The sequence below is a fragment of the Chitinophaga varians genome, from assembly GCF_014529945.1.
GTDB classification, from domain to species: domain Bacteria; phylum Bacteroidota; class Bacteroidia; order Chitinophagales; family Chitinophagaceae; genus Chitinophaga; species Chitinophaga varians.
Genome location: NZ_JACVFB010000001.1, coordinates 285,837 through 300,347 on the forward strand (window position 1 = coordinate 285,837; position 14,511 = coordinate 300,347).

Below are 14,511 nucleotides of genomic sequence, written 5' to 3' on the forward strand. Positions count from 1 at the left end.
CAGCACCCTCCCTTAACACATAAGGTAGTACCCTTTACACATCAGGCGAAAGCCGGATGGTTTTCCTATACGCTATAATTGTCGGTAGATGTCATCGAGATGAAAGTTTTGTTTTATTTATCATTTAAACAGCAAAAAAGTGAAAAAACAAACATTCAAAAAGCTTAGCTTGCGTAAAATGGAAATTGCGAGTTTAAGCCTTGACGGACAGAAGAATCTATGGGGTGGTACAGGTCCTGGTCCTGCTGGTCCTCCAACAGGTTATACAACGGCTCCCGGCGCTCCCATACCGCCTCCGGGATCTCCCTGCCTGAACAGCATCGGATATCCTTGTCAGATTACCAACGGCAATGTTGGTCCTTGTTGTCCTATTTGATGCACGAACACGCTATTAACATCACAGCAAATAACATTCCTCCGGGAGTGTTATTTGCTATTGGTCATTATAATGGTTAAACAGAAAACAATCAGACCTATTTTTTATGAAGCCTTTATTCCACACTACAGTACATCACTATGCCATCAATGTCGTGATTCATTTGCTTGGTTTGCACGATATTAACATGGGTCGCTCAAAAGTACGGGAAGCCCTGTACGAAAAAGAAACATTTCCGGAACTGTCCATGCAGGACATCAGCACGGAATTACAGAAATGGGGCATCCGGCATGAGCTGAAAGCAGCCCCTTGCAATATTGCAGATGCCACTATCTTTCCGACATTGGCCTTTGTCCGGATCAATGAACAGGAGGTGCCGGTTATCGTAGAAAAGGTGGAAGAACAACAGGTGTACTTACCGTATTTTTCTACGGATAAAGTTGCCTATGCCATGAATGAGTTGACCGTGCTGCAATACCTGGACATCAAAGAGGTGGTGGTGGATCAGGAATTTTGTGAAGCATGTGAGCAGGAAGATGCATCCAGGCGGGAAGCCTATGAAGACACCATTTTTGCGGTGGAAGATTTTTTCTCGGAGGAAGAATGTCAGTATATGATCGACTATTGTGAGCAACATCATCTGTTCAACAGAAGTATGACCGGCGCAGCGGACGGCACCAACGAAGTGACGGCGGGCAGGACCAGCTACTCGGCGTTTATTACTGCCGGCAGACAGGATGCAATATTTAATGAGATCATAGAACGGGCGGCAGACCTGATGGAGGTAGAAGCAACGCGGATTGAAGACCTGCAATGTGTGCGTTATGGAGAAGGGCAGGAATACCGGCCCCATTTCGACTCTTTCGAATCAGGCTTAAAACGCAGGGCCACCTTGTTGGTTTATCTGAATGATGATTTCGAAGGCGGCGAAACCATATTCCCGGAAATAGATGTTAGCATAAGTCCCAAAAAGGGTATGGCTTTGGCCTTTATCAACCTTGATGAACAGCACAACGACATTATCTACGCGCTGCACGGAGGAGCGCCGGTAACAGGAGGCACCAAGTTCGCCTGTAACATATGGATCCATGTGTAGTGAAGACAAACACTTTTCATTAAGCAAACAAAAGCCCTCAAATCAAAAGATTTGAAGGCTTTTTTGTTTGCTGTATTGTACATGATGAAAGTACAGTGCTGGTGTCCGAGGGTTGTTACTGCTGAAAGGCCGACCTTATCAGCAGATTATCATCCGTGAGGACATGCTACGGTGTAAGTTCCGGTTCCGGTATCACATGTTGGAGGACCAACTGGTCCGGTAGTAGCCCTGGACGTAGGACTGGTAACGGGACCTGTTGGGGCGCCTGTGGGCGTGCCCGGGGCAGGCGCCGAGTAACCACCCAGAATGTGTGCGCCGTTGTCGCTTAATTGAGCAACCTTGATCATCTTGAGGCTTAATTTTTTTGCTGTTGTTTTTTTCATGTGGGCAGATTGAGGGTTTACATTTTTAGATAAACACTATACAGAATTTTTTGCATCGCAGGTACCTGACGCTATGCGGATGCAAATATCTCACGTTTAAAGAGGATACATTTGATAGAAATTATCTGATTATGTACTGATTTTAGCTGTTTGTTATCTGCCTGCCACCATTGGGTTTGATGCTGTTTCGTAGGAATAAATGCAGGATAGGACTCAATACGAAAGTTTTTGTCCTTCCCATCCGGTGTTGCTCAGGAATTGTTCCCAGTTCAGGATGCCCGGATTTATTTTTCTGCTCCATGTTAAGTCGCGATCGTGTCTGAAATATCCATATTCTACCGCATATTCCACCATCCCGGTGAGTTCCTGTACCAACAGCTCGTTTGCACTGAATGCGGGGAAGTGATGCAGCAGCTCCTCCCGGGAATACGCTGAACTATACACGGCTTTTTTACCGGTTACTTTGGTGAAGGTGTCCACCATTTCCTGTGGGGAGATGATATCGCCTACAACAGGCAGCGACTGTCCCGCATACTGGTCCGGGTTGGAGAAAATCTCTAATACCGCCGGACCGGTGGCGGTCAGCGGATCCACGAATGGCGCGCGGAAGTCCCTGGGCAAATAGATGGGAAATACGAGCGTATCACCTTTTAAGGTCGGCGTATAAAACTCCATGAGGTTCGTATAAAAGAAGGCCATGTAGATAAATGAGCTTTTAATGGGCAGTGTGCGGATATAGGCTTCTACGTTAGCCTTGTCGGTAAAATGTGGGGCGAACTTTTTCCCATGGGTAAGCGCATGGACATTTTCCAGACTGCTGAACACTACGTGCGGTACCTGCGCTTCTACCAGTGCATCTGCCAACTGTCTGCCCAGTTCGAACTCATGGGTCGCTGGCGGGGCGATGTTGGGTGTCATCAGGAAAACGCCGTCGGAGCCCCGGAATGCCTTCACAAAAGCTTCCTGGTGCCCGAGCGCCAGCGGGATGCTCACCAGCTCTACGCCCTGTTGGGACAGGAGCTGCGCTTCCGGGGAGTCAATACGGCGTGTAATGCCGCGCACCCGGAATTTCCCGGACGCCAGCAGGGTACGGGCGGCACTCAGGCCCTGTTTACCTAAAATGCCAACGATGGTAATAAGGGGTTTGTCTGATTGTATGATAGTGTTGTTGGTGGCTGTATTGGTTGTCATATACTGCTGTTTTTAAGGACTATAAAAATTATAGTTGCAAAACTATTTTTAGTTGGATACATTTGCAATAACTATCAAAACAGATAGGTGTAAAAAAGATCGTATGAAGACAGAGTGTATCGGTGATCATATAAAGTTAAATGGCAAGCTTTACCCTTGTACCGTCAGTTTAACCATGGATTTGGTGGGCGGAAAATGGAAGGCGGTTATTCTGTATCATTTAAAGGAGGAACCTAAAAGATACAACGAGCTCCGTAAAGAGATGCCTTCCGCAACGGAGATGACCCTGAGCCTGCAATTGAAGCAGTTGGAGAAAGACGGCCTCGTTGCGAGGAAAGTGTACGGTAAAAAACCACCTATTAAAGTGGTCTACAGCCTGACTGACTTTGGTAAGACCTTCATCCCTGTTTTGGAAGCGATTACTGCCTGGGGAAATCAGGCTGTAAAGGAAAAAGGCGAATTCATTACTGCCGGATAGCCGTGCACGTTATATAGTATTTCCAAAACCTACTTCGGCAGCAGAAACCCAAAGGTGAAACTGGCATCTATACCCGACAGTAACGATTTCAAAAAATAGAAAGACAGCGAACGGGTGTGGTCAAACTTATAGTCTATAGCCCCTGTACGACGGGCTACCGGCAGCGATGCATCTTTGTTTTTGGGAATGATCACATGCTTCAGCATGAAGGTGGGGAACCCGGCTACCTTTTTTGAGGCCCCCTTTAATTTTTCCACCACCAGCTGATGATACGACCCTACTACTTTTCCCGTCGACTTTTCATCATTCAGGCTGAATTGAAAGGTTAAATTATTCAGCAACCCGGATTCGATATGAAAGTGACCAAGGTTTTCCGCCGCTGAATTTAAAGTGGTTAGGTCCAGGTTATCAAACGCTCCGCTGACATAATAATCTTTGCCGGCGGCGAAGGGTAAATAAACGGTTGTTTTAACGGTGCCTGACCCCATCAGCGACCCTTCCATGCGCAGGTCCATATGATCAGGATCGGATGGGGAGGGGTGGTTGATCAACGGAGACAGGGAGGCCTGTAGTTTTTCTACCTTCAGTAGGCCTGTTTGTGGTCCGTCTTTCGGCAGTTCTTCATAGGACAGTGTGGACGATGATACCTTCAGCTGATGCACCCGGATACGTGTCGGAATGCTCTTCAGAAACGCCACAGGTAGTGGCTTATACCGTGATGGACGCGGTAGCCGCCGGTCCCGGAAAATATAGACATTGCTTTCCTTTATCCATATTTGTTCTGCTATTATCTCCTGACGAAAAAACCTGGCCATATCCAGTTGAGTGATCGTGATGCCGGAGATGGTGGCATCCACTACGTCTATCTGGTGCCCTGCTTTTTTCCCTACTTCAAATTTGTCGTATTGCGGGCTGATCTTCAGGGAGGTGGCCTGTAATGTCCCTTTATGATCGATATTCAGCTGCTTTATGTGAAGATGCTGATAGCTGCCGGAACTCACCGCGTGAATATCATTTAATGCACAGGCGAGCGTTTTGAAATGAATATCATGACGACCGGAGAGGGTATCCGTTGTCCGGATATTTAGTTGATGCGTTTCGATATTACCGTTCAGCTTTAATTGGTCTCCGGTAGTAGACCCGTAAGCGATGGAGGAGCGGTTCATGCTGAACAAATCCGTTTGTATAACAGACAGTGTTTTTTGCAGGTCAATAAAGAGAAAGGACCGCGACAGTGTGGGTTGTGCCCCGCTTACTTCATAGTAAATATTAAAGGCAGATTTGTTCAGCGTTATTTTACCGGCCACCAGTTTTTTATCCAACAATTTCGGCATATCTACTTGTAGCAGGGTAAGATCTGCAATATTTAACGCAACGTATAGCGGTTGATTATCGGTTTTCTGAAAAAATTCGGATGGGGGGTATTGCGGTACCAGTTTCATGGAATTGATCTGCAATGTTTGTTGGCGGCTATCGATTGTCAGCTGTTTGATCGTGAGCGTATGATAGGCATTCGGCAGGGTATAGTTGATGTCGGACAGGTTGCCTCTGACAGCGCCTATATGAAAATTGTCAGCAGTGAATGGTTGTTTTACGTTTCTGATGTTTATTTCATCTATGCTGATGTTTCCCTTTAATAGTAACCTGGTACTTTCCCATATGCGGAGATCGTTTACCGTAAAGTGATTGACCGATATACTGTTGAAAGCAGTATGATCAAACAGCTGTTTTCCCAAGTTGTCTTTTTTCTTCAACAAGTACTCGTCCAGATTCACTTCCACCTTACTGAGTTGTACATCATTGATGGAAAGTGTTCGACGGAACAACATCTTCATAAAACTAATACCGGTAAGTTCAACCGCTGAAAAACGCACCATATGTTGATGTTGGGATTGACTACTATCCGGTGTATAATCTATGATGACACTATCCAGTGAAAGCACGGCAGTAAGCACATTACTGTTGATAGCGGAAAAGCTGACTTTTAATCCGGGAGAAAGATGTTGCAATGTTTCGCTGACTTTGTGCTGAACGATCCGGTTTATAATAACATTGGCGATAACCAGGATAAAGAGTAGTCCGACGCCACCATATAGGAGCATCCGCCATTTTCCGGATATTTTAAGCGATTTTAACATCAATCTGCCAACATTATATACCTTTTACACCTGATGGTTATTGATTGTTGAATATAGGTGTGTCTGGATGGGTATTTGTCATAGAATTATCTGCTGTAGCGCATGAAATGCTGGTTTCTGCCTTTTCTCCGTTAAAACCTTGTTAAGGTGGCAACAAATCCTATCTATTGCTCGTAGTAACTATAAACAAACTGTTATGAAAAAGATATCTTTTTCCAGGCGCTGGAGAAGTCAGATGCTTGCATACAGTTCTTTGTTATTCGGAGCTGTATGGATGACTGCGTGTAATGATAGCTATAACAATAGTAATCCGGGAGATGGTAATACTTACACTATTAGTGCGTCGCTGACCGGCGGACAGGAAACGCCTCCCAATGCCAGTACCGGCACGGGTACATTAACCGGCACCTATGACCCTGCTACGTACAAACTCACCTATAAAATTACCTGGAACATGATCAGTGGAGCCCCTACCGGTATGCATTTCCACGGACCAGCTGCGGCCGGAGTGGCGGCGCCGGTGGTGGTGGGCATTACAGGTTTTCCGACTGATTCAACCGGTAGCGTGTCCGGGTCGGTGGTGATTACCGCCGGGCAGGCAGGTGATTTGTTGTCAGGCAACTGGTACGTAAACATTCACACCGCTAAGTTCCCGAACGGAGAAATAAGAGGGCAGGTGGTGACTTCGAAAATGACCAGCAGTCCAACGCCAGGTTATTAATGTATTTCATTGAAAAAGGGGACGTATCAACATAAAAAGAGACGTCCCCCTTTTATGGTGCTTGTTTTATGTAGCAGGAAATAGGCCTGAAATTGCGTAACTTTGAGGTGTAATATGCTGACGCTGTTATGAAGCAGGTTGTTATCTTTTTCGCCTTGCTTTTCCTTATTCCATCGACACTTATAGCACAAACGGTATTCATGATAAGGATTGATGGAAGCATCAATCCTGTATCCGCCGACTTTATCCATCACAGTATCAGCAAGGCCCGGGCTGAAAAGGCCACTTGTCTTGTTATCTACCTGAATACACCCGGCGGACTGCTGGAATCTACCCGGAACATTGTACACGATCTGCTGGAGTCTCCGCTGCCTGTTGTGGTATATGTAGCCCCCGGTGGCGCACATGCCGGCTCTGCAGGCGTCTTTGTGACCATGGCGGCGCATATAGCAGCCATGGCGCCCGGCACCAACATCGGCGCAGCGCATCCGGTGGGCTTACAGGCCATGGATACGGTGATGAGTGAAAAAGCAACGAATGATGCGGCAGCTTTCATTCGTTCCATCGCCAGCCAACGGAGCCGGAATCTGGAATGGGCGGAGCAATCGGTCCGGAAGAGCCTCTCCATTACTGAAAATGAAGCGCTGGCGAAGAAGGTGATAGACCTGGTGGCGACCAACCAGCAGGAATTGCTGGGCCGTATCGATGGCAGAAGTGTCAAGACCTCAGCTGGCATCCGGGTGTTGCATACAAAAGATGCGAAGATAACAACACTGCGCATGGACGCAACAGAAAGAATATTGTCCCTGCTTACGGACCCCAATATCATCTATATCACGCTGTTGCTGGGCTTCTACGGCATACTGTTTGAGCTGTATAACCCAGGCGCCATATTACCCGGCATTGTTGGCGTGATAGCGCTGGTAGTGGCTTTCTACGCTATGCAGGCGCTTCCTGTTAATTACGCCGGACTGGCACTGATTATATTTGCCATTGTACTTTTTGTACTGGAGATAAAAATTGTCAGTCATGGTATGTTAACCATCGGCGGTATCATCTCCCTGCTGCTGGGTTCTCTCATGCTGGTGCATGCTGACTCCGCGTGGCAGTCCGTCAGGATATCACTCAGCGTGATCATCGCTGCCGTAACGGTCACCACGCTTTTCTTTCTGTTTATTATAGGCGCCGGATTGAGGGCCCAGCGGGCAAAGCCGGCCACCGGTATGGAAGCTATGATGGGCGAAACCGGTGAAGCGCTGGATGAACTGGACCCGTCAGGAAATATCATGGTGCACGGGGAAATATGGAAAGCGGAGTCTGTTGAAGGGCAGATAGCGCAAGGAGAAAAGATACGGGTTATCGCTGTGAAGAACTTTAAATTGATCGTTGGACACCTGGTTGCCTGACACAAAACAACCCATATTATGATACCATATTATTCAACCTGGATGATCATCATCGTTTTTTTTGTGGTGATCCTGTTGGCAAACGCGATTCGTATCCTGCGGGAATATGAGCGGGGCGTGGTGTTCCGTCTGGGGCGACTGGTAGCGCCTGATGGCGTACGCGGGCCGGGATTAATACTGCTCATCCCCATCATCGATAAAATGGTAAAGATAAGTCTGCGTACCGTGGTCATGGACGTACCTTCTCAGGATGTCATCACGCAGGATAACGTATCCGTGAAGGTAAACGCCGTGGTGTACTTCCGGGTGGTGCAACCCGAGAAGGCCGTTATACAGGTGGAAAATCACCTCGTAGCCACCTCGCAGCTTTCGCAGACCACGCTGCGTAGCGTACTGGGACAATCAGATCTGGACGACCTGCTGTCACAACGGGAAAAGATTAATATGAAATTGCAGCAGATCATCGACAAACACACAGAACCCTGGGGCGTAAAAGTTTCCAACGTAGAGGTGAAGCAGATAGATCTGCCGCAGGAGATGCAACGGGCCATGGCCAAACAGGCGGAGGCGGAAAGGGAACGTCGTTCCAAGATCATCGCAGCAGAAGGGGAGTTCCAGGCCTCCCAGCGCCTGGCAGATGCAGCAAAAGTGCTGAGTGAACAACCCAGCGCGCTCACCTTACGTTATCTGCAAACACTCAGAGAAATTGCGACGGAGAAAAATTCCACCACAATTTTCCCGATACCGATAGACCTGCTGAAACCTTTCTTAAATAAGCCCGAATGAATGGTTGATAGGACGGCAAAAAATATTTGTGTCCTCTCCCTGTTTAACACCTGATATATTGTAACTTAGCGGCCCAATACCTATACCATGAACGCTTGTAGAGTTGTAGCATGTTGTGCCCTGACCCTTTTTCTGGAATTATGCAGCAATGTGGTGTCTGCACAGAAAATTTTTAGTCTCGAAAATGAGGAAAGCTATTATAGCACCGGATATTATTACCTGCCTGATTCTACAAAGAAAAGCGGGTTGATTAAATATACTTTTCGTGTCCCCGGCAGTTTCCGGTTTAAAGACTCCCTTACCGCGAAGGCGATAACCGTCACCGCAGATGAGTGTATCGGATTTCATGAAGATGGTGACAAGGCCGATTTTCAGACGCTTTCCAATGTAAAATTGCCCGGTGAACTGGTTGGCACGAAAGTGTCTAAGTGTTTCGCCGAACTGCGCATCAGTGGAGAGCTGTGTCTGTACCTGGTGTATTATGAAAAAAACAGGTCCCGTGCCACCTTCGTCGGCGCGTCCGGTTTCGGCGGTTCCATCGGCAGCAACCCACAAAGAGAGGCCACTTCTGTCTACGTACTCAAAAAGAAAAATAGTGAGGTAGTACAGGAAGTCCCTAAGAGAGCGAAGCCTTTCAAAAAGGAGTTGACCGCCTTCCTGGCAGACAAGCCTGGTATTGTGGAGTTTATTAACAGCCACGACTACACGGCGGAGGATATTGAAATGGTGGTCCAGGCTTACAACTATAGTAAGTAAAGGTTTTTACTCCTTACTACCGTCGAGCTGCGCAACTAAATCTACTTCCAGCTTGGCATTGGGCTCATATAATCTGCTCACCTGTACCCAGGAGGCTGCGGGAAAGTCACCCTGGTAAAATTCTTTTCTTGGACCGTTGCACTGCTTCATCGCTTCTATATCGGTGGTGTAGAGTGTTTCTTTTACCACATTTTTGGAAGATGCGCCGAAGGCTTTCAAACATTCTCCCAGGGCTTCGTACAACTTCGCTACGCCCTTTGGGCTCAAATCGCTGGTAGGGATACCGGAGATATAAAGGGTATTGCCTGTTTTGACTACCTGCGTATATCCGGCACTGTTGTTTTGTTGTTGGGCATTGCCCCAATGCCACTTTTCTTTAGTGGTGATTACCTTTTTGGTAAGGGGCTGCGTTGGCTGTGTTTGGGCGTTGCTGTTGTTACTGTTGGCCAATAAACATGAAATAAAACAGAATACTAATGCTACTTTAGTCATATAAAATGCTTTCAGGTTATATTTATGATGATACGATAAATATAAGTAATGGAAAGCATAGTCCACTATGAATGTGACGTTGTCTGGTATTGATATATTATTGGCCAATCCACCTGCGTGGAAAGATCGCAGCATTGGGTTGGTGACGAACCATGCTGCCTGTACGGTTGACTTCAAACCCGTTCGACAGGCGTTGTTGGCCGCAGGGTTCAGGGTTAAGCGGCTGTTTTCTCCGGAACATGGATTGGATACCATCGGCGTAGATGGCGCGGAAATGAAGGACGGGATGGACCCGTTGACAGGGCTTCCGGTGACAAGTCTATACGGCGACAAGCTGGCGCCTGATCAGGAAGATCTGGCGGAAATAGACCTGCTATTGTTCGACGTTCCGGACATCGGTTGCCGTTTTTATACCTATCTGTGGACGATGACCCATGTGATGGAAGCCTGTGCCCTGCATGGGAAGCCGCTGGTGATCGCAGACAGGCCCAATCCCCTATCCGGCAGGCTGGACCTGGCAGAAGGGCCGCTGCTGGATGAAAGCCATTGCAGCAGCTTCATTGGCAGATGGCGCATGCCCGTCAGGCATAGCTGTACCCTGGGTGAACTGGCACTTTATTTCAAATCGGCCGGAAGCAGTCAAACTTTACGAAACGCTTTTGAGTTGGAGGTGGTTCGTTGTCACCACTGGCAGCGGACGCTGTTCTATCCCCAATGGAGAGCGTCTTTTGTGCCAACCTCCCCCGCCATACCCTGTTTTGAGTCCGCCTTGTTATATCCCGGGCTGGGGTTGCTGGAGGCCACCAATATCAGCGAGGGGAGAGGAACAGCCACTCCGTTCCGCGTGGCAGGCGCCCCCTGGATGGATGGCGCCCTCATAACGCAACGCATCAATACATTATGCTCCAATGGCGTATATGCGCGGCCGGTGAGTTTCCAGCCCGCCGAAGGAAAATACACCGGACAAAAATGTCATGGTGTGATGTTGCACGTGACTGATCCGGCTGTCTTCAGGCCGGTTGCCTATGGCTGGTGGCTGATCCGTCTTATCAAACAGCTCCATCCGGATGTTTTTGCGTGGGCTTCCTATCCTACCTACGTTAATCATACCGGCGCCCGGCATCTCGATCTGCTGACCGGCCTGGAAGGTGCAGCGTCGCTGATCGATGGCATAGATGACAAAGACATCAGCCGTTATACTGGTCCGGGCGACTGGCGGGAGAAGATCGCCCCGCATTTATTATATTAAAAAAAAGTCCCTGTGTAAACACAGGGACTGAAAAATGATCACTTTTATGTCTAAACGGGATATCTAGTATTTTTTTTGCTGACCGGGCGCATAAGGTTTAGCAGACTGAGAACCTGTCATTTTTTTCATCTGTCCCGGCGGTACCTTGCCGCTATTACCTGCTGGTTGCACGGTATAGCAGGAGGTGAAAAGCATGACGGCTACAGCAGCTATCAGTAGGTGTACTTTTTTCATGAAGTTATTTTTAGTCGGAATATTACCGCCAGAACTGTGCCACTATTTACCACTTGATGGATATACGTTATGTAATAATCTTTGTACATCACTTTAAATGGAGGCGACGAAAGTGGAACCTGGTGGCGGCAAAGGGATAGTACCCCAAAACAATAAAATGGGCCTACACGCTTTTAAACAGCCTGCCCCTTCGCCAGAACATTATCGCCCCATTTTTCCATCAGCTCAACAATAGGCAGCAGTGATTCGCCCAGCTCCGTCAGAAAATACTCCACTTTCGGCGGCAGTTCCGGATAAATGATTTTTCTGACAACACCGTGCTCCTCCAGTTCCTTTAACTGTAAACTTAATACACGCTTGCTGGCGCCGGGATTTTGCCGGGCCAGCTCGCTGGGCCGGTGTATTCCCTTATGGATAGAATTGATTAAACAGGGCTTCCATTTCCCCCCGATAATCTCCAATGTCATGCCCATGCCACAACTCAGGTCTTTTGGATTTTTCTTTTCGTACATCTTTTTACCCTTATAGCTGCAAATTTAGGTGATATGTCTGAGAACGGGTATAGGGGCAAAATTTTCACTATAGCAAAATTTTCACCCTTATTTTTTGCGGGACAGGGCAGCCATACCTTTGACCGCATTAAACAGCAGACATATGGAATTATTAACATTATCCAACAGAGACAAAGCAGAGGCGATACAAAACAGCATTGAGACCGAAACGCTGGCAGAAATCGGATTAATCAGTCCCACTTCTTACAAACAACATAATCCTCATGTAGCTACCGGGCTGCAGGCCATCCTCGGACTGCATGAGCAGATGCCGATGGATAAAGTATATACCAACGTGGTACGCAAGTTTCAGGATGGGGATATCGGATTCGTGCACGTAGATTATTATTTGTTCGGACCAACAGTAGCTTTTGATATCCACCGTTTTGAAAATGGCGTGAGTGTGGAGCATTGGGATAATTTGCAGGTCAATCCCCAACAGCGCAACAAGAGCGGAAGGACCATGACAGATGGTAAAACCAAGGCTATAGATCATCATAAAACGGCGTCCAACAAGGAACTCGCGCGCAGTTTTGTGCAGGAGGTACTGATAGCGGGCCACACTGAACGACTAGCAACATACTTTAAGGATGATGAACTCATTCAGCACAATCCACATATGGGCGACGGCGTGAAAGAATTTTTCAACGTCCTGGACCAATGGAAAAGAGAAGGACGGCCACAGGAGTATCACACCATCCATCAGGTATGGGGGGAAGGAAATTTTGTGTTGGTATTGAGTGAGGGATATCTGCACGGGATACATGCCGCTTTCTATGATTTATATCGGATAGAGCGCGACAAGATCATCGAGCACTGGGATGTGATCGAGGAAATACCGCCACTGGATAAACGAAAAAACGATAACGGCAAATTTTAAAACGGCTGAATGATAGAACCTGCGCTGGTCGCAGGTTTTTTTATCCCTTGTTGAATATAAATGCGAAAATAGTAACTTCATGCCCCTAAAAAATGATATGGCACTAACTGCAATTAACGGAATCAACCTGAATATAGCTGTCAAAGGAGAAGGTCATCCGATCATGCTCATTCATGGCGTGGGCGGTGAGCACAAACATTTGTCCGCCCTGATCGACAGGCTCTCTTCCCGATTTATGACCATCGCCCTGGATTGTCGCGGACATGGACTGTCAGACAAGCCGGCGCAATACACCCTGCAAGATCATGTGAATGATGTGATAGGTATCATGGACCATTTCAATTTGTCTGTAACGTCCTTGCTGGGAATATCCATGGGCTCCTATATTGCGCAGGGCGTGGCCATTGCTGCCGGAGAGAGGATAGATAAACTGGTGCTCACCGTTCCTAAATCCAACGGTCTGACATCCTCCGTGCAGCGGCTGATGACTGAACATGCAGCCGAAATAAAGGGCTTCAATTTACATGAAACCTTTGCCTATCTGCTTCGCTATTTCACCTATGATGCAGCAGCCATGAAAGCACATATGGAAGTCTTTGATACCGAATTGCCGCCCGACCAGTTTGCCGCTGCCAACAAAGCATTGGCCGGTTTCGATTTCAGGAATGATCTGGGAAAGGTTACCGCGGAAACACTGGTGATTAGCGGAAAGTATGACGGGCTGAATTCGCCGGAAGAGGGCAGGGAATGTGCGAAACTTATTCCCAACGCGAAGTTTATCGAAATGCAGTATTCTGGTCACGCGCCCATGTACGAAGAGCCGGAAGCATATGTGAGCGCAGTAGAAACATTTCTGTCAGAGGATAAGTTGAGATAGTTTTTATTTTAAGGAGAGTACAAAAATGCATATTTTCATTGTCCTATACCTAAGAGGTGTAAATCCCGTTGTCCCTTTTTTTAAATAAAAATAGATTAACCCAAGTCCCAAAAAAATCACGACATGAAAAGACTATTTGTACTGTTCCTGGGTGGAACGATGGCCCTGTTGAATCAATCCTGCCAAAAAAACAATCTCGACAAACCGGAGACGCCGCCGGCCGGGACTAGCAACGTGAAAGCCGTTGTGAACGCTGCCGGAGCGTGTCTGAGCGCACCATTTGTAGATACCTGGCAAACGGGTTCTCCTATTATGTATGTTGCGCACGGTACCAGCTACATGAAATACGACCTGATTTCGTTGTCTCCTTTAGGAACGAACCAGTTGTCTTATGGTTTCCCCGGGATCCCTTTTAGCACCTTTGATGCGTCTTTTGTGGATACCTGGCAGGTGCCGGGTTCTCCGTTGTTGTATGTTTTCAGCGGTAGCCAGTATGCCCGTTATGATCTGAAATCAAGTACCTACCAGGGCGTGAATAGCATTGCCTATGGATTTCCGGGTATACCGTTTTCCAGCATTGACGCCGCCTTTGTAGATACCTGGCAGATTCCGGGTTCGCCGCAATTATATGTTTTCAGTGGTACACAGTATGCGCTGTACGACCTGAAGACAAACACCTATAAAGGAGTAAACAATATTGTGAATGGTTTTGCGGGCGTGCCGTTTGCTACCTTTGACGCGGTATACGTTGATACCTGGCAGATCCCTGGTTATCCACAGTTGTATATTTTCAAGGGTAATCAATATGCACGGTACGATCTGAAAACAAGTACCTATAAAGGGATGAACAGCACTGCTGTTGGTTTCCCGGGATTACCGATCTGTCAATAAACCTGT

Annotated in this window: 16 protein-coding genes; 10 read left to right on the top strand and 6 right to left on the bottom strand. The window is 47.4% G+C overall.

What is annotated here, in order from left to right; all coding sequences use genetic code 11:
- Positions 1-482: 482 nt before the first annotated feature.
- Positions 483-1,472, top strand: a complete 990-nt coding sequence (locus ICL55_RS01070) for a prolyl hydroxylase family protein (protein ID WP_188094195.1) — start codon at positions 483-485, stop codon at positions 1,470-1,472.
- A 149-nt stretch (positions 1,473-1,621) separates the two neighbouring features.
- On the opposite strand, the gene ICL55_RS01075 is transcribed toward ICL55_RS01070, so the two are convergent.
- Together ICL55_RS01075 and ICL55_RS01080 are read right to left on the bottom strand one after the other, a co-directional pair.
- The gene (locus ICL55_RS01075; RefSeq protein ID WP_188094196.1) at positions 1,622-1,819 is read right to left on the bottom strand and encodes a hypothetical protein; all 198 of its coding nucleotides are present in this window, start codon (positions 1,817-1,819) and stop codon (positions 1,622-1,624) included.
- Positions 1,820-2,068: 249 nt separating this feature from the next.
- Positions 2,069-3,046, bottom strand: coding sequence for an NmrA/HSCARG family protein (locus ICL55_RS01080; protein ID WP_223151249.1), 978 nt, complete (start codon positions 3,044-3,046; stop codon positions 2,069-2,071).
- 103 nt (positions 3,047-3,149) lie between these two features.
- Here ICL55_RS01080 and ICL55_RS01085 point away from each other — a divergent pair, with 103 nt between their 5' ends.
- Complete coding sequence (locus ICL55_RS01085) at positions 3,150-3,524, top strand: winged helix-turn-helix transcriptional regulator (protein ID WP_188094197.1); 375 nt, start codon at positions 3,150-3,152, stop codon at positions 3,522-3,524.
- Positions 3,525-3,553: 29 nt separating this feature from the next.
- Here ICL55_RS01085 and ICL55_RS01090 read toward each other — a convergent pair whose 3' ends face one another.
- On the bottom strand, positions 3,554-5,662 hold the full coding sequence (locus ICL55_RS01090; RefSeq protein ID WP_188094198.1) for a DUF748 domain-containing protein: 2,109 nt from the start codon (positions 5,660-5,662) through the stop codon (positions 3,554-3,556).
- A gap of 196 nt (positions 5,663-5,858) precedes the next feature.
- On the opposite strand from ICL55_RS01090, the gene ICL55_RS01095 reads away from it, so the two are divergent.
- From ICL55_RS01095 to ICL55_RS01110, 4 genes are all read left to right on the top strand, one after another.
- Entirely contained in the window at positions 5,859-6,383 is a 525-nt protein-coding gene (locus ICL55_RS01095) for a CHRD domain-containing protein (RefSeq protein ID WP_188094199.1), read from the top strand.
- A gap of 200 nt (positions 6,384-6,583) precedes the next feature.
- Positions 6,584-7,789, top strand: a complete 1,206-nt coding sequence (locus ICL55_RS01100) for an NfeD family protein (protein ID WP_246496135.1) — start codon at positions 6,584-6,586, stop codon at positions 7,787-7,789.
- Positions 7,790-7,807: 18 nt separating this feature from the next.
- The gene (locus ICL55_RS01105; protein WP_188094201.1) at positions 7,808-8,575 is read left to right on the top strand and encodes a slipin family protein; all 768 of its coding nucleotides are present in this window, start codon (positions 7,808-7,810) and stop codon (positions 8,573-8,575) included.
- A gap of 87 nt (positions 8,576-8,662) precedes the next feature.
- A complete protein-coding gene (locus ICL55_RS01110; protein ID WP_188094202.1) occupies positions 8,663-9,331 on the top strand; it encodes a hypothetical protein in 669 nt (222 codons plus the stop codon).
- A 6-nt stretch (positions 9,332-9,337) separates the two neighbouring features.
- On the opposite strand, the gene ICL55_RS01115 is transcribed toward ICL55_RS01110, so the two are convergent.
- A complete protein-coding gene (locus tag ICL55_RS01115; RefSeq protein ID WP_188094203.1) occupies positions 9,338-9,823 on the bottom strand; it encodes a RidA family protein in 486 nt (161 codons plus the stop codon).
- Between the two features lie 67 nt (positions 9,824-9,890).
- Here ICL55_RS01115 and ICL55_RS01120 point away from each other — a divergent pair, with 67 nt between their 5' ends.
- Positions 9,891-11,072, top strand: a complete 1,182-nt coding sequence (locus ICL55_RS01120; protein WP_188094204.1) for an exo-beta-N-acetylmuramidase NamZ family protein — start codon at positions 9,891-9,893, stop codon at positions 11,070-11,072.
- A gap of 63 nt (positions 11,073-11,135) precedes the next feature.
- On the opposite strand, the gene ICL55_RS01125 is transcribed toward ICL55_RS01120, so the two are convergent.
- Entirely contained in the window at positions 11,136-11,306 is a 171-nt protein-coding gene (locus tag ICL55_RS01125) for a hypothetical protein (protein WP_188094205.1), read from the bottom strand.
- Between the two features lie 173 nt (positions 11,307-11,479).
- Positions 11,480-11,818, bottom strand: coding sequence for a winged helix-turn-helix transcriptional regulator (locus tag ICL55_RS01130; protein WP_188094206.1), 339 nt, complete (start codon positions 11,816-11,818; stop codon positions 11,480-11,482).
- Positions 11,819-11,960: 142 nt separating this feature from the next.
- On the opposite strand from ICL55_RS01130, the gene ICL55_RS01135 reads away from it, so the two are divergent.
- The 3 genes from ICL55_RS01135 (at position 11,961) to ICL55_RS01145 (ending at position 14,505) form a co-directional block, all read left to right on the top strand.
- Complete coding sequence (locus tag ICL55_RS01135; protein ID WP_188094207.1) at positions 11,961-12,737, top strand: nuclear transport factor 2 family protein; 777 nt, start codon at positions 11,961-11,963, stop codon at positions 12,735-12,737.
- 97 nt (positions 12,738-12,834) lie between these two features.
- On the top strand, positions 12,835-13,614 hold the full coding sequence (locus ICL55_RS01140) for an alpha/beta fold hydrolase (protein ID WP_188094208.1): 780 nt from the start codon (positions 12,835-12,837) through the stop codon (positions 13,612-13,614).
- Positions 13,615-13,737: 123 nt separating this feature from the next.
- Positions 13,738-14,505 carry a hypothetical protein gene (locus ICL55_RS01145; RefSeq protein ID WP_188094209.1) on the top strand — a complete coding sequence of 256 codons (768 nt, stop codon included), beginning with the start codon at positions 13,738-13,740 and terminating at the stop codon, positions 14,503-14,505.
- Positions 14,506-14,511 lie beyond the last annotated feature (6 nt).